The organism is Mesorhizobium sp. M0408 (assembly GCF_040321495.1).
Lineage (GTDB): Bacteria > Pseudomonadota > Alphaproteobacteria > Rhizobiales > Rhizobiaceae > Mesorhizobium.
The window spans coordinates 42434-64526 of sequence record NZ_JAMYRO010000020.1 but is presented as its reverse complement, the minus strand read 5'-3'; the positions used below and the strand labels follow the sequence as shown (position 1 = coordinate 64526).

The 22093-nt window shown below is 58.7% G+C and carries 17 protein-coding genes and 4 pseudogenes; 15 read left to right on the top strand and 6 right to left on the bottom strand.

Annotation, left to right across the window (positions count from 1 at the left end; genetic code table 11):
• Nucleotides 1-62 precede the first annotated feature (62 nt).
• The 3 genes from NKI67_RS22980 to nifA all read right to left on the bottom strand — a co-directional run bounded on the left by NKI67_RS22980 (nucleotide 63) and on the right by nifA (nucleotide 4340).
• Nucleotides 63-1103, bottom strand: coding sequence for an LLM class flavin-dependent oxidoreductase (locus tag NKI67_RS22980; RefSeq protein ID WP_352646915.1), 1041 nt, complete (start codon nucleotides 1101-1103; stop codon nucleotides 63-65).
• 89 nt (nucleotides 1104-1192) lie between these two features.
• The gene (gene hisC, locus NKI67_RS22975) at nucleotides 1193-2332 is read right to left on the bottom strand and encodes a histidinol-phosphate transaminase (RefSeq protein WP_352542067.1); all 1140 of its coding nucleotides are present in this window, start codon (nucleotides 2330-2332) and stop codon (nucleotides 1193-1195) included.
• 235 nt (nucleotides 2333-2567) lie between these two features.
• Nucleotides 2568-4340: a nif-specific transcriptional activator NifA gene (gene nifA / locus NKI67_RS22970; protein WP_502909357.1), complete on the bottom strand. Its 1773-nt coding sequence runs from the start codon at nucleotides 4338-4340 to the stop codon at nucleotides 2568-2570.
• Between the two features lie 1000 nt (nucleotides 4341-5340).
• Between nifA and NKI67_RS22965 the strand changes: the two genes are divergently transcribed.
• The 3 genes and pseudogenes from NKI67_RS22965 to NKI67_RS33895 all read left to right on the top strand — a co-directional run.
• Nucleotides 5341-6669 (top strand): dicarboxylate/amino acid:cation symporter, encoded by a 1329-nt coding sequence (locus NKI67_RS22965; RefSeq protein ID WP_023678259.1) that lies wholly within the window; start codon nucleotides 5341-5343, stop codon nucleotides 6667-6669.
• 302 nt (nucleotides 6670-6971) lie between these two features.
• Nucleotides 6972-8003, top strand: a complete 1032-nt coding sequence (locus NKI67_RS22960) for a LacI family DNA-binding transcriptional regulator (RefSeq protein ID WP_023678260.1) — start codon at nucleotides 6972-6974, stop codon at nucleotides 8001-8003.
• A gap of 440 nt (nucleotides 8004-8443) precedes the next feature.
• Nucleotides 8444-8684 (top strand): annotated as a pseudogene (locus NKI67_RS33895) (IS1634 family transposase); the annotation flags it as partial.
• 117 nt (nucleotides 8685-8801) lie between these two features.
• Here the strand turns inward: NKI67_RS33895 and NKI67_RS22955 are convergent.
• On the bottom strand, nucleotides 8802-9731 hold the full coding sequence (locus NKI67_RS22955) for a LysR family transcriptional regulator (protein ID WP_352457033.1): 930 nt from the start codon (nucleotides 9729-9731) through the stop codon (nucleotides 8802-8804).
• 268 nt (nucleotides 9732-9999) lie between these two features.
• Between NKI67_RS22955 and NKI67_RS22950 the strand changes: the two genes are divergently transcribed.
• The 9 genes and pseudogenes from NKI67_RS22950 to NKI67_RS22910 all read left to right on the top strand — a co-directional run.
• Nucleotides 10000-10593, top strand: a complete 594-nt coding sequence (locus NKI67_RS22950; protein ID WP_352646912.1) for a NodA family N-acyltransferase — start codon at nucleotides 10000-10002, stop codon at nucleotides 10591-10593.
• Entirely contained in the window at nucleotides 10590-11249 is a 660-nt protein-coding gene (nodB, locus tag NKI67_RS22945; protein WP_352646418.1) for a chitooligosaccharide deacetylase NodB, read from the top strand. The genes NKI67_RS22950 and nodB overlap by 4 nt, the downstream gene beginning before the upstream one ends.
• A 14-nt stretch (nucleotides 11250-11263) precedes the next feature.
• Nucleotides 11264-12589: a chitooligosaccharide synthase NodC gene (gene nodC, locus NKI67_RS22940; RefSeq protein WP_352646419.1), complete on the top strand. Its 1326-nt coding sequence runs from the start codon at nucleotides 11264-11266 to the stop codon at nucleotides 12587-12589.
• Nucleotides 12590-12669: 80 nt separating this feature from the next.
• Nucleotides 12670-13266, top strand: a complete 597-nt coding sequence (gene nodS / locus NKI67_RS22935) for a nodulation methyltransferase NodS (RefSeq protein WP_352450799.1) — start codon at nucleotides 12670-12672, stop codon at nucleotides 13264-13266.
• Between the two features lie 35 nt (nucleotides 13267-13301).
• Nucleotides 13302-13547: pseudogene (locus NKI67_RS22930) on the top strand (carbamoyltransferase N-terminal domain-containing protein); the annotation flags it as partial.
• Between the two features lie 43 nt (nucleotides 13548-13590).
• Entirely contained in the window at nucleotides 13591-14502 is a 912-nt protein-coding gene (gene nodI / locus NKI67_RS22925) for a nodulation factor ABC transporter ATP-binding protein NodI (protein WP_023719311.1), read from the top strand.
• Nucleotides 14503-14505: 3 nt separating this feature from the next.
• Nucleotides 14506-15294, top strand: coding sequence for an ABC transporter permease (locus NKI67_RS22920; RefSeq protein ID WP_352450738.1), 789 nt, complete (start codon nucleotides 14506-14508; stop codon nucleotides 15292-15294).
• 67 nt (nucleotides 15295-15361) lie between these two features.
• Complete coding sequence (locus NKI67_RS22915; protein WP_352457039.1) at nucleotides 15362-16312, top strand: LysR family transcriptional regulator; 951 nt, start codon at nucleotides 15362-15364, stop codon at nucleotides 16310-16312.
• Nucleotides 16313-16346: 34 nt separating this feature from the next.
• Nucleotides 16347-16610: pseudogene (locus NKI67_RS22910) on the top strand (IS21 family transposase); the annotation flags it as partial.
• A 77-nt stretch (nucleotides 16611-16687) separates the two neighbouring features.
• On the opposite strand, the pseudogene NKI67_RS22905 reads toward NKI67_RS22910, so the two are convergent.
• Nucleotides 16688-17068 (bottom strand): annotated as a pseudogene (locus tag NKI67_RS22905) (transposase domain-containing protein); the annotation flags it as partial.
• Nucleotides 17069-17502: 434 nt separating this feature from the next.
• Between NKI67_RS22905 and NKI67_RS22900 the strand changes: the two are divergent.
• Nucleotides 17503-18303 (top strand): calcium-binding protein, encoded by an 801-nt coding sequence (locus NKI67_RS22900; RefSeq protein ID WP_352646909.1) that lies wholly within the window; start codon nucleotides 17503-17505, stop codon nucleotides 18301-18303.
• Here the strand turns inward: NKI67_RS22900 and NKI67_RS22895 are convergent.
• Nucleotides 18268-18561 carry a hypothetical protein gene (locus NKI67_RS22895; protein ID WP_352646907.1) on the bottom strand — a complete coding sequence of 98 codons (294 nt, stop codon included), beginning with the start codon at nucleotides 18559-18561 and terminating at the stop codon, nucleotides 18268-18270. The genes NKI67_RS22900 and NKI67_RS22895 overlap by 36 nt on opposite strands.
• Before the next feature lie 137 nt (nucleotides 18562-18698).
• Here NKI67_RS22895 and NKI67_RS22890 point away from each other — a divergent pair, with 137 nt between their 5' ends.
• Both NKI67_RS22890 and NKI67_RS22885 read left to right on the top strand, forming a co-directional pair.
• A complete protein-coding gene (locus NKI67_RS22890; RefSeq protein WP_352646984.1) occupies nucleotides 18699-20468 on the top strand; it encodes a type I secretion system permease/ATPase in 1770 nt (589 codons plus the stop codon).
• Entirely contained in the window at nucleotides 20443-21756 is a 1314-nt protein-coding gene (locus NKI67_RS22885; protein ID WP_352646905.1) for an HlyD family type I secretion periplasmic adaptor subunit, read from the top strand. The genes NKI67_RS22890 and NKI67_RS22885 overlap by 26 nt, the downstream gene beginning before the upstream one ends.
• The last annotated feature ends 337 nt before the right edge of the window (nucleotides 21757-22093 follow it).

The following is a 22093-nucleotide window of genomic DNA, read 5'->3' as shown; positions in this document are numbered from 1 at the left end:
CGAGCAATGTGAGGGAGCGCTGTACAACGATTTACCTTCGGATCAGACCGCGAATTTCATGGTCAGCCAAGTCGAGCCATGATTTCGGATTGAATGGTCGTCGCGGTGTATAGGGAAGCATCTAGCGGCAGATTCCCAAATGCCAGTTGACAAAGAAGGTAGTTAGCACCTGCCTCTTCCAACTGACTGAGCAGAGCTTCTCGCACAGACGCTGCTGATCCTACCACGCACAATTCACTCTCGACTGCCGCATGGAAGGTCAGCGGCAGGTTGGGTGGAGTGGGGATAGCGTTAAGCTCGTAAAGGAATTGGAAGTTCTTGAGCCATCGTTCGTAAGCAGGTGCCGCGAGCGAATAGGCATGTGTGTCACAACGCCCAACCACGACCATGCGGAGCAATCCAATAAATGGCGCTCGATCGCCCGCGCCAGCGTTGTCCTCTTGATAGGCGCGGAACGCATCAGTAGTTTTGCGAACAGAAGAGGAAGGTCCTACACACGCGATATTTGCTCCATTCGCAGCGGCCCAGGCTGCGGACTCGGGTCGATTGGCGGCGACCCATGTCGGCGGATGTGGACGCTGATGAGGTCTTAGCGTCAAAGGAACGTCATTGAGCTCAAAATGGCGGCCTTGATAGCACAGCGTGCCAACCTTCATGGCATTAACAAGTATTTCAACAAGAATTTCGCTGGCTTCCGCATAGCGGCCCGGCACCGCGTCCGCACCAATCCCGAAGTAACCCATTTCGATCGGGAGAGCACCGCGCCCTATGCCCAGTTCGAGCCTGCCACCGCTCAACTGGTCCAGCATACAGATCTCTTCGAACGCACGCAGCGGATGATAAAGCGCAAGCAGCATCACCAAGGGTCCGAGACGCAGGCGCCGGGTGCGCTGGGCGACGCTCGATAAGAACAGATTCGGCGATGGACCTCTCCCATGGGGGGTACAGTGGTGCTCTGCGAGATGATAGGCATAGAACCCTAGCTGATCGCACGCCTCTGCTAATATCAGGCGATCTTCGTACTGCCGGGCGATATCGAGGCCGTCCTCGTCCAGATGATCGAAGATGCCGAAGGCTAGGTTTGAAGGAAAGACGTTTGTCACTCGATTGTCCCCGATTTTAAAGAAAAATGTTGTCGTGCTTGGGTGACCAAGCAAGTCTAAAGATAGCAATGTGTGATATCGGATTAGCGTCAGCGTACCGAACGAGCAGAGCCTGACGCTCCCCTGCCCGTGGTGCTTGGTATGTTTAAGCTTCCAACTATATCGCGAGCGGCAGCAAGAAATGCATCCAATTGCTCTTTTGTGCCGATGCTGACGCGGATGCAATGTTCCAAACCATTGTCCGGAAAGTAGGCAACGAGTATCTTTTGCCTTTCCAAGGCTGCTTGCCACCATGAGCCGTCCTGTCCCGCTGGCACACGGGCTAGCAAGAAATTTGCGTGGGAGGGCGTTACGGAAAATCCAAGTTGCGACAGTGCGGCTGTCACTCGCTGTCGTTCATGTCTGATGTGCTTGTGGTTCTCTGCGTAGGCGCCGCGATGCGCAAGCACGCTGATACCAACCGCATGCCCGATCACGTTCATGTTGAAGACGTTCTGGATGTTGCGCAGCCTGCCAATAATCTCAGGGTGACCGAAACCGAAACCGACGCGAATGCCAGCGGCGGCATAGCTCTTCGAAAATGTTCTCAAGATCAGAAGGTTCGAATAACGGTTGATGAGGCGCAGCCCGTGATCGGGTGCAAAGTCGACGTAGGCCTCATCAAGGACGACCAGGCGATCCGATTGTGCCACGAGGCGTTCGATATTGCTTATCGAGAGGAATGTTCCGGTCGGATTGTTTGGATTGGCCACCAGAATGAACTTGGCGTCTTTTGCCGGACCGGAAAGCAATTGCTCCATTGGCAGCGAATGAGTTTGACATCCGATCTCGAGAAACTCAGCACCATGCAACATGGCAAGTTTGCGGTTGAACGAAAACCCTGGCGATATCATCGCCACCTTGTCGCCAGGGGCGAGGAAAGCTCTGTAGATGAGTCCGAGCAGTTCAGACGACCCGTTGCCTGCGATGACCTGATCCGTGGATACGCCATAGGTATTGGACGCTGCTTCCCTCAAGCTGATGTTATCGTCGTCCGGATACAGATACTGGCGATTGAGGGCCGCCACTGCACTTTGCATTATGATTGGCGGCAACGGAAACGGGTTCTCATTCGTATTCAGCTTGACAAAACTTCTGTCCGGCGCTGGTCCGTTGGACGGCAGAGCATCTAACTGTCGCGTCCCTTGCGGAAGAGACGAAAGCACAGCTTGCAGTTTTGCATCGGACATATTTTATCTCCGTTTCAGTCGCACAGGGCATCCGTATGAGCTCGCAACGAGAGCAACATGGCGGACGGATTGACGATGGCAGCGTCGCCTTTCACAAGATGGTCGCAACGCCGGCTGCCACGGGAATTCGGCCAGGCTGTCCTCGGTCGGATCGACTTGACGCGGACGCGGATCTGCATCCCTGGCGCGGGCCAAGCCGCTAAGCGGTCTCAGCTAATCCGCCTGAGTCATGCTTTCACAGACGCTTGATCTCGATGCCGTATTTCCTCAGCACGTAGCCAATCTGGCGCGGGGTCAGTCCAAGCAGGCGCGCCGCCTTTGCCTGCACCCAGCCACAACTTTCCATGGCAGCAATGACGCGCTCGGCGTCGGTGGTCCTCGCGCCCAATGAGTGGGTTGCGCCGGCAGGCGGGACTGTGGTGGCGGCCGAACGAGCGGCCGCATCCGGCGGCGTGGCCGGATTCACTGCCTCTGGCAGGATTGGCGCTGGTTGCAGCGCGGCCTTGCCCGATCTGCTCTTCCGCAGCGCCTCGGCAAAGCATTGGTCGTGGGAGCACGCAAAGTCGTTTCTCCCGATTGATAGTCCCTCCGCCAGGATCGCTGTCCGGTGCACGCAATTTTCAAGCTCGCGAATGTTGCCGGGAAATTCACATTTCATCAGTACTTCAATCGCACGCGGATCGAAGGTCAACGTACGGCCGTTCTCATCGTTGAAATTCTTGAGAAACTCAGCTGCGAGGAGCGGAATATCGCTGCGCCTTTGGCGTAACGCCGGCACCAGCAAGGGAACCACGTTGATGCGATAATATAGGTCGGCGCGGAACTCATTCCTTGCAACCGCCTCTTCAAGGTTCCTGTTCGTGGCGGCAATCACGCGAACGTCGACCTTGATGGTCTGGTTGCTGCCGACGCGCTCAAACTCCTGCTCCTGCAGCACGCGCAGTAGCTTTGCCTGGAAGGAGGCCGAGATCTCGCCGATCTCATCCAGAAACAACGTCCCCTTGTCGGCGAGCTCAAAGCGGCCCTTGCGGGAATTGAACGCGCTTGTGAAGGCACCCTTCTCATGACCGAACAATTCGGATTCCAGGACTGTCTCTGGCAGCGCTGCACAATTGAGTTTGATGAAGGGCCGCTTGGCGCGCGGCGACAACTCGTGAATTGCCTTGGCGACCAGCTCCTTCCCGGTACCGGATTCGCCTCGCAACAGAACCGTGGTCTTTGCCTTAGCTACCACTGCGATCTTCTCGAGCAGCGCGCTTAGCGCCGGACTATCGCCAATCATTCCCTTGACGTGAACCTTCTTGCGCTGCGGTGCAGGGTGCTTGACATCAGAGAATTGCGTTTGCAGCCGATCTTCCACCTCCGTCGGTCGTTCGCGGTCGCCCGCGGAGAAGCGGTGCAACTTGACTGTCTGTCCCACCATGTTGGCTATCATGGTGAGCAGCCGGACATCATAATCGAGCCGATACGTTGACCTGCTGTCCAAGGCGCGGTCGATAGTCAGCGTGCCTACGGCGTTCCCATCAACACGAATGGGAACGCCGATGAAGGACACGGTGTCGGAGGCCCCAAGCACCTCTATGTCAGCGGCAGTAAAGGCCGAATGCACCGCTATGTTCTCGGCGACGAGCGGCGTGTCCGTCGTCACAATCAGATCGATTGCCTTGCGCGGCAGGCGCATCCGGGAGCGCTCATCGCTGTTCTCGTCGCAGCCGGTGACTACGGTGATGTCCAGTACGCCCTCAGCGTCGAAGAGAGCGATGATGCCGTGCCGCATCTGCACAAACGAGGGCAGGAGATCGACGACCTTGGCCAACGTGACTTCGAGCCGGGCGGGGTCGGTGAGTACTTTCGATATTTCGAAGATGCCGGTAAGCGCGTGCTCGTGCGATGGCACAAAAGGGACCGCGGTGTTCATCTCGGACTTTGGGTAAGCCCTTTTCGCATCCGGAAGCGAAATGCGGCACTCGCTGGCATTTTGTTCTGATTTGGGAATGTTGTGGTGCATATGATCCTCGATCTCGCGCCATGAAATGCATGCCGGCGGCATGTGCGCCCGCGACGTCGCGGGCAAGCGCGAAAATGCTCTGACGTGAACTCGTGCCACCGTCGTGTGGTCGAGTGCAAAGCGGGTCGACCCCTGACGCATCGCTTGGCTCTCCCTCCACGAAGCTTGGCCACGTTCTCGGCTTGCACGGGGGCAACCACACGTTGATTTTCAAAAGACTGGAGCGAGGCGGGATAGTCAATCGAGCTTTCTTTCATTCGTGAAAGGAAACCTCGCGGCCTATGATAGAATTCATCAGTTCTAATTTTTGTCGGCGATGTTGAACGACAGAAATACGGCGCCGGCGATGCGGTGCCCGAGCGGCTGACCGCGCCGAGTATAAATTGCCGGGCCGTGCCATTGACCAGCGCCTGCGAACCAGGGGCGGGAGCGATAATCACTGCCGACGACACTGGTCGGTCGCGGCAACCGCCATTTCCTCGATATTGATGACGCAGATAAGGCGGCGGCGTCGCGTGTGAAGGCGCGAAGCTGGCGGTCGAGCGCGGCTTTCTCGGCGGTGCCCGGAACTTCTGAACCGCATCGTCGCGGTCAGCACCAGCGGCGTCAATCCCTACGTCTCGACGTCGCTTTCAAGCTTTCGCTGCAGCGGGAGCGCGGCAAAGAACACGGCAATTCTGCGCCCTGGTGCCAGCGATGCGGCCCTTCCCAAAGTCGGCAAACGAGGAGCCCACCACGATGTGCAGCAAAACCGCAAGCCAGAGAGATCGACCGGCAATCTGCCGGAGAACATCAAGCGCGTGCTGGACGGCGGCCTTGTCATTCCCGTCTTGTGCCACCGCATCCGATCATTGGCGAGCCCAACGTCAGTTCAGGTCATGCGGATCCATTTGGCATGGGTATTGCGGCGGCGTTGGTGCAGCGTTCGACCGGAGCGCCGCGATAGGGAGAAGCCCGGGAGAAGTCACGCCACCTCGATCCGGTCAGGGAGAGAGAAACAGTGTCAGCTGCACAAGTCCGCGGCGCGAGTCCCGCGCCCCGCAAACCCTTCTATGCCAAGCTTTACGCGCAGGTGCTTGCCGCCATCGCCCTCGGCGTCGCAATTGGCTATTTCTATCCGGGGACCGGCGAGAGCCTGAAGCCGCTGGGTGATGCCTTCATCAAGCTGGTCAAGATGATCATCGCGCCTGTCATCTTCCTGACAATTGCGACCGGCATTGCCGGCATGAACGATCTTCACAAGGTCGGCCGGGTCGCCGGCAAGGCAATGGTCTATTTCCTCACCTTCTCGACGCTCGCGCTGATCGTCGGCCTGATCGTCGCCAATGTCGTCCAGCCTGGCGCCGGCCTCAACATCGATCCGGCCTCGCTCGATGTCCAGGCCGTGAATACCTATGCCGCAAAGGCCCACGAGCAGTCGGTCACCGGCTTCCTGATGAACATCATCCCGCCAACGATAGTCGGCGCCTTCGCGGAAGGCGACATCCTGCAGGTGCTGTTCTTCTCGGTTCTGTTCGGCATGGCGCTCGCGATGGCCGGAGAGACGGGCAAGCCTGTCGTTTCCTTCCTTCAGGCGCTCATCGCGCCTGTCTTCAAGCTCGTCGGTATTCTGATGAAAGCCGCGCCGATCGGCGCTTTCGGCGCAATGGCCTTCACCATCGGCAGATATGGCATCGGTTCGGTCGTCAACCTCGCGATGCTGGTCGCGACGTTCTATTTCACCGCCTTCCTCTTCGTGTTCGGGGTTCTCGGCGCGGTCTGCCGCTACAACGGCTTTTCGATCTGTTCTCTCATTCGCTACATCAAGGAAGAGCTGCTGCTTGTCCTCGCAACGTCCTCCTCGGAGGCCGCGCTCCCCTCGCTCATGCAGAAGATGGAGAAGGCGGGCGCCAGGCGTTCGGTTGTGGGTCTCGTCATCCCGGCCGGATATTCGTTCAATCTGGACGGCACGAATATCTACATGACCCTGGCGGCCCTCTTCATCGCGCAGGCGACGAACACGGATCTGTCAATCGGCGATCAGGTGCTGCTGCTGCTCGTTGCGATGCTTTCCTCCAAGGGCGCTGCAGGTGTAACAGGTGCGGGCTTCATCACCCTGGCTGCTACGCTCGCCGTAGTTCCGAGTGTTCCCGTTGCTGGGATGGCACTGATACTCGGCATCGACCGCTTCATGTCCGAATGCCGGGCGCTGACGAATTGCGTCGGCAACGCAGTGGCATCCCTCGTCGTTGCCCGCTGGGAAGGAGAATTGGACCGAGCGCAGATGAAAGCCGCCTTCTGCGGTCATCAGCTTGCCGAGGCATCAAACCGGCTATCCTCCGCCGAGTAAGGGCGACGCACCGCGACCGGTTTCGCCAAGCTGGTCACATGACCTGAACGATCGACTCGCAGGCTCTAAACGGCGCCTCACGGACCATGTATCAGTAGCGCTAAATGTGTGAGTGCAAATCGTCGCCGCCCTAAGCGAATGAACCTTCCGTTATACCCGGCCGGTCTACGTCTGGAGTAGTCCAATACGCTGTCGATCATTCAGTATGCGGGCGTCTTCACTTTGCCCACCCGAAACCATTGTCGAATCGCGCTAGGTGACAGAGAGCCAGCCTGCGTCAAAAACCAATCAGAATAGGACCCATGACCAAGCGCCCCACAATTGCCGATCTCGCCCGCGAAGCCCGAGTCAGCGTAGCAACGGTCGATCGGGTTCTGAACGCCCGCCATCCGGTGCGCGAGGAGACCGCGCGGCGGGTCCACGACGCCGCCCACGCGATCGGCTATCATGCTGCCGGGCTCATCAAGCAGCGCTTGCGGCGAGACCTACCGTGCTACCGTCTGGGCTTCATCTTGAGAAAACCGGCCCAGCATTTTTACCAAGACTTTGCGCGCGAGGTCGAAGCGTCGGTCAATTTGGCCCAGTCCTTCCACGGCATTCCGCTCATCCAATTCGCCCCGTCACATATGCCGAGCGACCTAATCGCACCGCTCAAGGATTTGGGCGCACGCTGCCATGCGATCGCGATGGTGGCACCGGACCACCCAAAAATTACAGCAGCGGTTGAGGACCTCAAGGCCAAAGGCATTCCGGTTTTCTCGCTGCTTTCCGACTTCGCCGCCGGCGTGCGACAGGGCTATATCGGCCTCAACAACCGCAAGGTGGGGCGCACGGCCGCTTGGATGGTGTCCAAGGTCGCAAAACGGCCCGGCAAGGTGGCGGTGTTTGTCGGTAGCCATCGTTTCCAGGGGCACGAGCTCCGTGACGTCGGCTTTCGCTCCTATTGCCGTGAGAACGCGCCGACGTTCGAGGTGCTCGATCCGCTTGTGAACCTGGAGAAACGGCAGGTCACCTACGAGGCAACGCTTGATCTCATGCAGCGGGAACCCGAGCTCGTCGGCTTCTATGTCGCCGGGGGCGGCATGGAGGGCGCCATCTCCGCGGTCCGGGAAGAGGGTAAAAGTCGCGATCTCGTCGCGATCGTGAATGAAATCACGCCGGAATCTCGGGCGGCACTCGCTGATAACATCATCACGATGGCGGTCGCCACGCCAATGCGCCGGCTTTCCCAGGAGCTGATAACGCTGATGACGCGGGCTATCGAGACCGGCACTGCTGAAACACCAGGACAGACATTTCTGCCGTTCGACATCCATCTGCCGGAAAATATATGAAACTGATGGCTTCTATCGTAAGCGGGGAGTTTCCTTTCATGAATGAGAGAAAGTTGATTGATTATCCCATCCACGCGGGGTAGCCGCACCCCACAGGCCTCAGCCGCGGCCCAGGATGAAGCGCCGATTGGGTAACGGATCGGCCGCGCGTTCAGCCCAAGCGCGAGGTAAATTGCCTACATCCGCAGCGTCGACCTCGACCGGCTTCATTGCCAACATCTCGACGTTGTCGGTGCAGGGCGGTGTCGTCAAGGATGCCTCACGCCAGTAGCCGAGCGAGGCCGGCACAGTCCATTGGTATCGACCTCGTCGACCGCCATCTCCTCGCCTGGCCGCGTGAAAAGCCGCGGCAAGGCCGGCGAAGTTGGCATTTGAGTGGGGCTAGACATCTTCTGGGACTTCGCACGCGAAATCGGAGGCGGCAGTCAACTCAGCACCAACCCGGGCATGTGTTCTGCTCGTTCCTGGCCCTCGTACTCAGCAAGGAACTGCGCCGCTCTGCCGAGCCAAAGGCCTGACGCCCGAATGGCAACCGCTCCTACGCGATCGCGACCGCCTCCAGGAAGCCACCATCGAAAAGGATGCTCGCGCCGTCACCACCACGTCACGGCCAAAGTGGGCAACGTCTTGAAGGCAGCTGGCATCGCTCTGCCACACAACCTCGACGAACAACTCGCCTGAGATCACCCTCAAAACGTAGTGGTAACACGCGCCGGACCGCGCCTAACATGCTGATTAATGACATATTCTTGCGGGCGGTGTTTAACCTGCAAGGTCGGATGGTCGTGCCCGAGACGCTCAATAGCTTTCAAGCAAAGGCGCCAAGCGAGATGCCTCCTGCAACATCATTTCCCGCATCCACAGGCTTGCCGGATCAGTATTGTGAAGCGCAGGCCATTGGACGGCCTCCGTGAATGCGGGATGAGGAAGTGGCGGCGGAAGTCCGACAATCCGCAGGGGTGTTGTTTTTGCGAAATGCTGCGCCAGCCGTAAGGGCATGGTCCCGATGCGGTTGGTGCCTGATAGGACGGGCGCGATCAGGCTAAAGCCCTGTACGACGACCTCGATACGTCTCTCGAAACCGTGCTCGAGCAAATACCATTCCTCCATGGTGGGCTGCCGGGTGTGCCTGAATTTGAGCACGACATGCCCCATCGACAAGTATCGCTCGAATGTAAGTGGCTCTGACAGCTGCTTGTTCGTGCCGCAGCCTACGCATACGAGCATATCTTCGAACAGGGCTGCGCGAGGATGTTTCGACATGAACACTTCCGGCATAATCAGAAAATCAACGTCGCCGCGCCGGAGAAGCTCCTCGGGGTCGTCGCAAATAGGCAGACATTCGAAGCGGACGGCGGGAGCTTCCCGCGCAGTACGCTCTACGATCCTCTTAAAAAGCACGAGCGTGAGGTAATCGGAAAGCATGATTCGGAAGAGACGATCCGATTGGGCTGGGTTAAAGGCGTCGGAGGAAATAATCGATAGCTGGATGTGCAGCAATGCGTCCCGGACTGCTGGGGCAAGCCCCTCCGCGCGCGGTGTCAAAATGAGCTCGCGGCCGTTCATCGTAAATAGCTCATTGCTGAAGTAGGCGCGTAACCGAGCGACGGCGGCGCTCATGGCCGGCTGGCTCAGGTTAATACTGTTGGCCGCGGCAGTGACTTTACGCTCCCTGATCAGAGCGTCCAGCACAACGAGGAGATTCAGATCCAGCCCCTTAAACCGCATATCCTGATCTATCCAGCGTGTGGATGGGCATCATCTAAACAATCAATTTTACGAATTTACGAACCATGCATTAGAGGAACGTAAATGACCGACGTCAAGCTCAAATCGACGGCGCCGCGACACGGGCGGGAACATCGAGAGAGCTCATTGGCGAGCCCCACCGGTTGGCTCACCGTCGCTAACGACAACGGTTGAGTGCAGCCAACAACGCCGCCGCTTTGGCCGGGTAATGCGGCCCGCAAGAAACTATTTTGAAGAGAGGTCCTGAATGCGCCCTCAGGTGCAGTGGAAATTGTGCTGGGAAAACGAGTTGCAGCTCTCGGAACACGTCGAGCTCGCCCAGTTCTTTCGTAATACCTACGGGCCGACTGGGGCGTCCAACGCAGAACCGTTCGAAGGTAGTCGAAGCTGGGCCGGAGCCAGGCCTGAACTCCGCGTAATCGCCTATGATTCGAGCGGTGTAGCGGCTCACATGGGCATACTGCGCCGTTTCATCAAGGTTGACGCGGTCGATCTGTTGGTGGCTGAGCTGGGCCTGTACGGGGTACGTCCGGATCTTGAGGGTCTCGGAATCGCCCATTCAATCCATGTCATGCTTCCAATACTGCAGGAGCTTGGCGTTCCATTCGCTTTCGGAACCGTCCGAGACGCGCTGCGGAATCATGTTGAGAGGTTCGGGCGGCGATACAGCCCTTTGGCCGTTTTGTCGGGAATTCGCGTGCGCTCCACCCGACCAGAGGCGCGCCTCGACCTGCCGCCCACACGCATCGATGACGCACTCACCATTGTTCTGCCAGTTGGACGGCCGATCAGCGAGTGGCCCACGGGCACGATGATCGATCGGAACGGACCAGAGCTATGAGCCGTCCCGATTGCTTGTACGAAGTGGGCCGTGAGTGCTCTGACGGCACCGGCCGTCGCAGCGTTTATCTGACGTTTGACGACGGTCCCAATCCACTTTTCACACCGGAGATTCTCGATGTGCTGGCAGAGCAGCGGGTGCCGGCGACTTTCTTCGTCATCGGCGCCTACGCCTTAGAGCACCCGGATCTAATCCAACGAATGTTTGCAGAAGGGCACGAGCTAGGCAACCACACGATGACTCATCCGGATCTGTACAAATGCGGCTTCGGCGAAGTGCAACGTGAGATCTTTGAAGCGAACGGCGCCATCATGAGGGCGTGCCCTCAGGCCTCGGTGCGCTATATTCGCGCGCCCTACGGCGCCTGGAGCGAAGAAGTCTTCACAGCGTCACAGATCGCCGGGCTGACGGCCCTCCATTGGTCCGTCGACCCTCGAGATTGGTCTCGCCCTGGGGTCGACGCGATTATCGATACCGTGCTCGCCTCTGTCCGGCCGGGCGCAATCGTACTCTTGCACGACGGATGCCCTCCCGGCGAGTTGAGCCAGGGCGCTCACGCCGGTCTGCGCGACCAGACGGTCACGGCGCTGTCCCGTCTGATTCCAGCACTTCATGAGCGCGGATTTGTAATCCGCTCACTTCCTCAACATCACTGAACAAACGAGATCCCATGACTCTTCTTGGTACAACCAGCACTGTGGCCATTTCGCTTTATGCACTGCTCTCGACTGCTTATAAGAGCATGCAGGGGATTTATGCTCTGCCGACAAACGACTCATCGGCGTTGAAGGATCTCGTCGGCTCCGATCAACTGCCCAGCGTGGATGTCATCGTCCCCTGCTTCAACGAGGATCCGCGCACGCTTTCAGAGTGCCTGGCTTCCATTGCAGACCAAGAATACGCCGGAAGACTTCGGGTCTATGTGGTTGATGACGGTTCTGGAAATCGCGAAGCCGTAGGAACTGTCCACGAAACCTACGCGCGCGACCCTAGGTTCGACATCATTTTGCTTCCCGAGAATGTTGGAAAGCGCAAGGCGCAGATCGCCGCGATACGCCGCTCATCCGGGGATTTGGTGCTTAACGTTGATTCAGACACGATACTCGCGTCCGACGTCATCACCAAGCTTGTACCGAAGATGCGAGATCCAGCGGTCGGCGCAGTCATGGGTCAGTTGATTGCCAGTAACCGGAGCGAGAGCTGGCTGACAAGGCTGATAGACATGGAGTACTGGCTGGCTTGCAACGAGGAGCGCGCGGCACAGGCTCGCTTCGGTGCCGTTATGTGCTGTTGCGGCCCATGTGCCATGTACCGCCGGTCTGCGCTCCTTTTGTTACTGGACCAGTACGAGTCGCAATTTTTTCGGGGCAAGCCAAGCGACTTCGGGGAGGATCGCCATCTCACTATCCTCATGCTGAAAGCAGGCTTTCGAACCGAGTACGTTCCGGGCGCCATCGCGGCCACAGTCGTTCCGAACAGACTCGGACCGTATCTGCGCCAACAACTCCGTTGGGCACGAAGCACATTCCGGGACACGCTGCTTGGGCTGCGCTTGCTGCCCGGCCTCAATAGCTATCTCACGTTGGACGTGGTCGGACAGAATCTCGGGCCGCTACTCCTCGCCCTATCGGTACTAACGGGCCTCGCACATTTCGCACTGACAGGCACTGTGCCTTGGTGGACAGGACTGATGATTTTGTCCATGACCATGCTCCGATGCAGCGTGGTAGCATTTCGTGCTCGACAGTTTCGATTTCTGGGCTTTTCCCTGCACACGTTCATCAACATCTTTCTCTTACTTCCCTTGAAGGCCTACGCGCTGTGTACATTGAGCAATAGCGATTGGCTGTCGCGAAGCTCTGCTGTCGCTACATCGAACACTGGGGGAAAACAGGCCCCCACCCAAACTCCGATCACTGGATCAAGCAGGGCAGAATTCTCACCGCATGCGGCTCCGCTTCGCAGGCTCAATCTTGCGCGGATTCTTCGGGATTAGCGCTGTCGAGCAACATCTGCGGCGACGAGTGATCGCTAATTACCTAGGTGGACGAGAGGTGGACGAGTTTGACCCAGAACATGAATCATCAGTTGCTCGATCGGGAATTGGCCGCAGACGATCCGTGGCGCCTCGACGGCAATCCGTTCGAGCGGGAGCGCCACACGCAAATGCTCCAGCTGGCGCTTGCCCAAGGCTCCATTACAAATGCCCTCGAAGTCGGGTGCGCTGCCGGCGCATTCACGGAAAAACTAGCTCCCTACTGCCAAGGGCTCACCGTCATCGATGTCGTGGCGCAAGCGATTGCTCGAGCACGTCAACGGATAAAGGAGCCGTCGCGCATCAACTGGATAGTCTCCGATGTTCAACAGTTTTCGACCGACGAGTTGTTTGACCTGATCGTTGTGGCGGAGGTCCTATACTACCTCGAAGACATAGCCGAGATGCGCGCGGCCGTCAAAAACCTGGTGCGGGTGCTTGCGCCAGGCGGGCATCTGATCTTCGGATCGGCAAGGGATGCTAATTGCCGTCGCTGGGGTCACGCCGCTGGTGCTGAGCCGGTCATCGCCATGCTGAACGAAACGTTGATCGAGGTAGAGCGTCTTGAGTGTCGGGGCGAGTCGGTCAACGAAGACTGCTTGCTCGTCCGTTTCCGAAACCCGCTTTCCGCTTCCTGATGAATCGAATCTATCGCCGTTAACGTGGAGACACTATGCGCATCTGTGGTACCAAGCTGACCCATGATGGGGCGATCGCCCTTGTCGAGGATGGACGGCTCGTCTTCTGCGTTGAGCAGGAAAAGCGGCACAACAATCCGCGTTATCAAACCATCGATAATCTCGACGCAATTGTCGCCGCTTTGGCGGAACACGGGCTAAATCCTTGTGATGTCGATCAGTTCGTTATCGACGGCTGGGATGGCGAAGACGAGTCACAGTTTCAGGTCCGGCAGGCAACCAAGCAACCGCCAGTCTTGGCGTCCCTCTCGGTAAAATGAACCCATGTCCATGGTAGCGATCGATCTTACTGACGTAAGCAAAACTTATGACAAGCTCGTTGTCGACAGACTGTCGTTCCGCGTTGCGGCGGGGGAATGCTTCGGGCTCTTGGGACCGAACGGTGCGGGCAAAAGCACGATTGCGCGTATGGTCCTCGGCATGACATCGCCTGATGCGGGGAAGATTACTGTGCTCGGCGCTCCAGTGCCGGCGCGCGCGCGTTTGGCACGTATGCGCATCGGCGTGGTCCCGCAGTTCGACAATCTTGATACCGCGTTCACTGTACGCGAGAACCTGTTGGTGTTCGGGCGCTACTTCCGGATGAGCAGACGCCAGATCGAAGCGGTCATACCGTCGCTGCTTGAGTTCGCCCGCCTCGAGAACAAAGCGGATGCGCGCGTCGCCGAACTGTCCGGCGGCATGAAGCGGCGCCTGACGCTCGCGCGTGCGCTGATCAATGACCCGCACTTGCTGGTGATGGACGAGCCGACCACCGGCCTCGATCCGCAGGCCCGCCACCTGATCTGGGAACGGCTGCGATCGCTGCTGGCGCGGGGCAAGACTATTCTTTTGACTACCCATTTCATGGAAGAGGCCGAGCGGCTGTGCGATCGGCTGTGCGTTATGGAGGAGGGGCGCAAGATCGCCGAAGGCCGCCCGTCCGCACTCATTGACGAGCAGATCGGCTGTGACGTGGTCGAGGTCTACGGCGGCAATCCGCATGAACTGGGTGCGCTGATCCGGCCGTACGCACAGCGCATCGAGGTGAGCGGTGAGACGCTTTTTTGCTATGCACCCGATCCGGAGCAGGTGCTGGTGCAGCTACGCGGGCGCGCGGGTCTGCGCCTTCTGCAGCGTCCCCCCAATCTCGAGGATGTGTTCTTGCGGCTAACCGGGCGCGAGATGGAGGACTGAACAATGGGCGAACGTTATGCGGCGGCCATGCCCGCCAATGCGTGGAATTGGGTCGCGGTTTGGCGCCGCAACTATCTTGGATGGAAGAAAATCGGGCTTGCATCGGTTCTCGGCAACCTCGCCGATCCGATGATCTATCTGTTCGGTCTCGGCTTTGGCATCGGAACAATGATAGGTCCTGTTGAGGGCACTTCGTACATTGCGTTTCTCGCGGCTGGCATGGTTGCCACAAGCGCGATGGCATCGGCGACTGCTGAAACGGTTTACGGGAGTTTCGGCCGCATGGACAACCAGCGCACCTGGGAAGGAATGCTATGCACTCAGCTGACGCTCGGCGATATCTTACTCGGCGAATTGGCGTGGGCAGCCACCAAGGCCCTGATGGCGGGCACAGCAATCACTATTGTTGCCACCACGCTCGGCTACACATCGTGGCCATCCATCCTCTGCTTGCTGCCAGTCATCGCTCTCAGTGGCCTCGCCTTCGCGAGTCTAGCGATGGTCGTCACGGCGCTTGCGCCCAGTTATGAATATTTCATATTTTATAATACGCTTGTTATAACACCCATGCTGTTCCTTTGCGGCGCGATGTTTCCGGTCAACCAATTGCCCGGCGCTTTTCAGGACGTCGCCTCCTTGTTGCCGCTCGCACATGCAATTGACCTCATTCGTCCGGCGATGCTTGGCCGTCCGGCCGGCAGCATGGGCCTGCATATCGGCGCGCTTTGCATATACACGGTTTTGCCGTTCTTCCTATCGGTTGCTCTATTTCGTCGTCGGCTGATGCGTTGACGCTACTCACCATTCGTAAAATTGATTCTTTGGGCGATACCCATCCACGCGTCGGATAGGTCAATTCATGCGTTTTAAGGGACTCGATCTAAATCTCCTGGTTGTGCTGGACGCTTTGATCAGGGAGCGTAAAGTCACCGCCGCGGCCCGCAGTATTAACCTGAGTCAGCCGGCCATGAGCGCCGCCGTCGGTCGGTTACGCGCCTATTTCAGCGATGAGCTATTTACGATGAACGGCCGCGAACTCATTTTGACACCACGCGCGGAGGGGCTCGCCACAGCAGTCCGGGAGGCATTGCTGCACATCCAGCTGTCGATTATTTCCTGGGACGCCTTTAACCCGGCCCGATCGGATCGTCGCTTCCGCATCATCCTTTCCGATTACCTCACGCTCGTATTTTTTAAGAAGATCGTAAAGCGTGCTGCGCGGGAAGCTCCCGCCGTCCGCTTCGAATGTCTGCTTATTTCCGACGACCCCGAGGAGCTTCTCCGGCGCGGCGACGTTGATTTTCTGATTATGCCGGAAGTGTTCATGTCGAAACATCCTCGCGCAGCCCTGTTCGAAGATATGCTCGTATGCGTAGGCTGCGGCACGAACAAGCAGCTGTCAGAGCCACTTACATTCGACCGATACTTGTCGATGGGGCAGGTTGTGCTTAAATTCGGGGACACCCGGCAGCCCTCCATCGAGGAATGGTATTTGCTCGAGAACGGTTTCGAGAGACGTATCGAGGTCGTCGTACAGGGCTTTAGCATGATCCCGCCCCTTCTATCAGGCACCAACCGCATCGGGACAATGCCCTTACGGCTGGCGCAGCATTTCGCAAAATTAACACCCCTGCGGATTGTCGAACTTCCGCCGCCACTTCCTGCCGCATTCACGGAGGCCGTCCAATGGCCTGCGCTTCACAATAATGATCCGGCAAGCCTGTGGATGCGGGAAATGATGTTGCAGGAGGCATCTCGTATGATTACCCCGCCTAAGAGCACCGGACGTCTCAGTTGTCGGCCGAATTGAGAAACTGACCCCTCGGTTATGAGAGGAGGCATGGATGGCGATTGGGGATTGGGCGATTCCTGCATTGTCGAGAACGATGCAGGGAGAGCAGATCCTTCAGCATGAAGAGGTGGCAGCGATGCTGCGGCTGCATGAGCTTGGCTGGGGAATGAACCGACGGGCGAAAGAATTCGGGTGCGCGCGCAACACGGTGCCTCGGTATCTAAGCGAGGGCGGGACTGTTCCGTTTCGCAAGCCTGTGCGGCCGACCGCGTTTGACGGACTGGACGATTGGCTGCGGGAGCGCTTCTTCCCCCATGGCTCGGGCTGGATGACGATCTCGACCCGCTCCAGATGCGCCGGGAACGCCTTGCGCGGTCGCGCAGCACGTCGCGGCTCGCCTGTCGGTCTTGCGGCCTCGAGCTCGGACTCAATCGCGCCGAGCCCGGTCTGGATTTCGTCGAAGGCGAAGGCCTGCTGGTCACGTTCGAGCTTCTCGGAGCTGCGACCGAAGCGGCGCGCTCCAGCTGCTTGACGATCCCATGAAGGTCGGCGATCCGCTCCTGGGCAGGCTCGTTGAGTGTCGCCATCCGGACGATCTCGGCCTTGAGTGTTTCGCTCCGGAGTTGTTGGAGTTCGGCCTTCTCCGCCGCCATGGCGACGAACATCGCCTTGAGCATATCGATTTCGTGGGGACGGGCCGAAGCGCTTCTCGTCATGACGCCGACAGAAGCTTATTGTGCACGGCCTGAAGCCCGCCTTTTGCGCCTGAGTCACTTCGCCACCGCCTTCCGGCCGGACGCCGTCGCCGTTCGGCTCGAACGCGTGTCCAGTCCATGCCTTCGACGAGCGCCATCAGTTTCGGCGCGGCAAGCCGATCACGCCGTTCTCCGCCAGCGGAACTTGTCCTCGTCCAGCGCTCACGGTGCGGGTATGCCGGCGTCGAGCAAACAGAGAGAAGTTTGGGGCCCAACCAGGACGGCCCCGTTACGAAGTTCGTCCTAGTCCCGGTTTGAGTGTCGAATCTTCATCGATTGCATCGGCGACCAGCGTCTCCGCCGCCTGCGAGCCCGCAACTGCTCAGCAGAAGGAAGTGAACGTGAGTGCATCCATTTCGTAAATGTGTGTCTATCCAAGCAATCGATTTCTCTAATTATCCGATGAGCAATATGAACGCGTCAGGCAGGGTGCATCATTAGGAGTATTTTTCGATGGCAAACATTATCGAGGGTGGCCCGGGTGCCGAAACACTCATCGGCACCGAGCGTGAAGATTGGATGGAGGGTTTCCAGGGCGGTGACTGGATTGACGGTCGTGCCGGCAACGACGAGATCTCGGCTGGCCAGGGCAGTGACCGAGCCCTTGGCGGCGAGGGTAACGACCGCATCTTCGGCGGAGATGGCTGGGACGATCTCTCCGGCGACAACGGCCGCTTCAACGCGCGCATCTCCGGTGACGACAATGACAGGCTCAGCGGCGGTCCCGGCCAGGATGTCCTCTACGTGGGTGACGGCCAGGATACGTTGACCGGGGGCACCGACAATGACACGTTCGTGTTCCAGTTCCACAATCCGGTGCCTGGGGTCGTCCCGAGTGTCGGGTCGAAGCCGGACATTACCACTATCACCGATTTCAACCCGGCGGAGGACAAGTTCGCCTTCGATGCGGTGGGCCTCTACAACGACGGTTTTGGCGCGAACTTCGTCAACAACGCCAGCATACAGTCCGGCTACCCGGTGAGCAGCTTCTACAGTGGTGCGGCCTCGGGTGCGAACGGCGAACACGTCGTGGTAATCACTGGCGAATCTTTCAACTCTGCTTCTGAAGCCGCGAGTGCGATCTCCGGCGAGCACGCCGGCGACATCATTGTCTACCAAAGCAGCTACACCGACAGAGTCGCAACTCTGGCCTATGTCACCGCCGACAACAGCGCGCATGAGTTCGCCCACCTGGGCGGTGTGGTCACCGTGGCCGACCTAGGCCTGACCGCGTCGGACTTCACCTTCGTTTGATCCAGAAAACCCATACGGAACAGCGCCCCGCCCCCCCGGGGCGGGCGCTTTCCGTTTCCGCCACTTGCGATGGGCCGGGGCGCCCGGGAGCAGTCGCAGCGTGTACAGCTTGACGAAGCCCTGCACGTCGCGCTGGTCGTACACCGAAATCTCCCTGAAGGCGTGGGCGGTAAGCGTGTTCGGGCCCTTGCGGCCGGCCACGATGACGTTGCCCTTCCAAACCTTCAGCCGGACGGTGTTGTTGTTGACCCGCTCCATTAGATGCCAAACCAAACATATTCGGCGGGAGCACTGATCCTGAATCAGCGAGCGGATGCAGTCGGTCGCCGCTCGGGGAGCAATATAGGGAGCTGGGTCGCCAGATCCTCACGGAGACCTACGTGAGTAACCATTCCTTGAAGGATTCAGCTTTGAGACCTTTCCCTCTGACTTCCGCTATTTGGGGAATTCTGTTGATCAGCGGCGTGGTGAACGTGCTTGCGCTGATCTCGCCGCTGTTCATGCTTCAGGTCTACGACCGCGTTCTGGCAAGTGGCAGCGTATCGACGCTAGTGGGGCTCGTCGTGCTTGCTACAGGGCTTTATGCGTTCCAGTGCCTGCTCGACATTTTGCGCGCGCGCGTGCTGCTGCGGATTGGCGAGCGTTTCGATGAACAGTTTTCCGGACGCGTTCACGATGCGATCGTTCGCCTTCCGCTTTTAACGCGCATGCCGGGCGACGGCTTGCAGCCGCTTCGCGATCTCGACAATATTCGCGGATTCTTAGGTGGAAACGGTCCGACAGCGTTCTTCGATCTGCCATGGATGCTGCTTTATCTTGGCATTTGCTTCCTCTTTCATTTCTGGATCGGCATGACGGCACTTATCGGGGCGATCGGTCTCACATCTCTGACACTCCTTACCAACACTCTCTCGCAAGGGCCGATACGCGATACCATTGACCACAACATGGTACGCAATGGTCTACTGGAAGCAGCGCGCCGCAATGCCGAGGTCGTGCAAGCTCTCGGTCTCGGAAAGCGGATCGCTGCCCGATGGCACAAGGCCAATGCCAAGTATCTGGCCGCCAACCGGAAAGTCGGGGACGTGGCAGGTGGGCTGGGTGGCATTTCAAAGTCGCTGCGCGTGCTGCTGCAATCGGCCATTCTTGCCGTCGGCGCGTACCTTGTCATCAGGCAGGAGACTACGGCCGGGGTCATGATTGCCAGTTCGATCACGATGGGGCGTGCGCTGGCTCCGGTCGATCTGGCCATTTCAAGCTGGAAACCCTTCCTCATGGCGCGCCAGGGTTGGGCGCGGCTGGAGGACCTCCTGGGAAAGGTTCCTGAAACCGCTCCTGTTATGCCAATGCCTGCACCTGAACGCGAACTCCGCCTCGAAGGCGTGACAATCGTTCCGCCCGGCGAAAGGAAGCCGACCGTGACCGGCCTTGCGTTTGCCGTTCAGGCGGGAAGCGCACTCGGGATCATCGGTGCATCGGGTTCGGGCAAGTCGACACTCTCGCGCGCCATCGTCGGCGCATGGGCGCCGGTCGCCGGAAAGGTTCGCATCGACAGCGCAAGCCTCGATCAATGGGACCGGGAAGCGCTAGGCCGTCATATCGGCTATTTGCCGCAAGGTGTTGAACTGTTCGACGGCACCATTGCCGAAAACATCGCTCGTTTTGAAGACGATCCTGACCCTGAGGCTATTGTCGCCGCGGCGAAGGCAGCGGGCACGCACGAACTGATCCTCCGATTTGAGCACGGCTACGAAACTCCGATTGGTGAGGCCGGATCGGCACTTTCCGCCGGGCAGCGCCAGCGTATCGGTCTTGCCCGTGCTCTTTATCGAGACCCTTTCCTTGTTGTGCTGGATGAACCCAATGCCAATCTCGATGCGGAAGGCGAGGCTGCGGTCGTTAAGGCGATCGCCTCCGTGCGCGAGCGCAAGGGCATTGCGGTTGTCGTTGCCCATCGGCCGAGCGCCATCCGCGCCGTGGATTTGGTGTTGGTGATGGAAGGTGGACGGCAGCGAGCATTCGGTGCGCGTGATGAAGCGCTTTCCAAAGTCCTTAAGGGGGCAGCGATGGCATCAGGCGCTGGGGTCAAGGCCATCGAGTCTACACAGGATAACGAGCGCGCTGACATGGAGGATCCCGGTGTCCGGCATTCATCAGAACAATGACGTTTCCAGGTCCATTCGCCGGCACCTGGTGGCGGGCCTGCTGGCGAGCGTGATCTTTGTGGGAGGAGCCGGAGCCTGGGCGGCCTTCACGAATCTCTCCGGCGCGGTTGTCGCGTCCGGACACTTTGTCGTCGATTCCTATGTGAAGACGGTGCAGCACCCGACCGGCGGGGTGGTGGGAGAAATCCTGGTGAGCGAAGGTGATAAAGTAAAAGCCGGCGACATCCTCATGCGGCTCGACGCCACCCAGACGCGCGCCACTCTCGCTGTAGTCACCAAGCGGCTCGATGAGCTGGCCGCCAACCTGGCACGACTCGAAGCTGAGCGTGACGATCTGGCGGAGATCGCCTTCCCGGACTGGCTGCTCGCCCGCAGAGATGTTCCGGACGTAGCTTCGGCAGTACATGGCGAGACGCGGCTGTTCGAATTCCGCAGACAATCCCGCGACGGAAGGCAGGCGCAGCTAGCGGAACGCATCACTCAATATGAGCACGAGATCGAGGGGCTCAAGGCGCAGGAAATCGCTTGTGAGAAAAGCACCGAGATTCTCCAAAAGGAAATTGCTGCCTTGAGTGGGCTGCGCGACCAAGGCATTGTCTCGGACCAACGCTTGAACAGCCTGAAGACGCAGGTTGCCACTTTCGGCGGCGAACGCGGTGAGAAGATTGCACATCAGGCACAGACGGCAGCCCGCATAGCCGAAACGCGCCTGCAGATCCTGCAGATCGATCCGGATTTCAAGACGGAAGTCGGCCAGGAGCTCAGAGAGGTTCAGGCGCAGGTTGGGGAGTATGTTGAGCGCAAGGTGGCGGCTGAACAGGAACTGCGACGGATCGATATTGTCGCGCCGCAGTCAGGCGCCATTCAACAACTCGCAGTTCATACGGTCGGAGGAGTGATCACGCCCGCCGATCCGATTATGCTAATCGTTCCGGAAGGCGACGATCTTGCGCTTGAAGCACGAATCACCCCGAAGGACATCGACCAAATCCAGCTTGGTCACAAGGCCGTGCTGCGGATGTCAGCCTTCAATCTGAGGACCACGCCGGTATTGAACGGATATGTCAGCCGGATCGCAGCCGATCTGGCGACGGACGAAAAAAACGGCGTTTCGTATTACCTGGTGCGTCTGTCGGTTCCGCATGCGGAACTGACGAAGCTCAAGGACCTGACGCTCCTGCCCGGCATGCCGGCCGAAGCGATGATCCAGACGGGCGAGCGTACGGCGCTTTCTTATTTTGTGAAGCCGCTGTCGGACCAAATCAGTCGCGCATTCCATGAGGAATGAAAGTGATCCACAGAAATATTTTGTTGGTATTCTTGTTGGTTGTTACGCATGCATGAGAGTCATAACCGTCTGAAAACACAACCATGCGTTCCTCAGTTGGATTGCGCCTCTGACTCAGATACGTGGTTCCGCGGTCATTTTGCCCTTGCAAGTCGCCGCCCATTCAGTTCTTGGCCTCGAGCGCATTAAGATACTCATCATCGTACACAAAGGCTGGAAAAGAGTCCGGTGTCTTGAGCGATCCTAGGTCTGGAGACCTAGGGTGAGCCTGCAAGCACAGGGCCAGGACATGATTGAGCGTCTGCAATATTCGGACAGGTGCATAGAAAGACAGGCA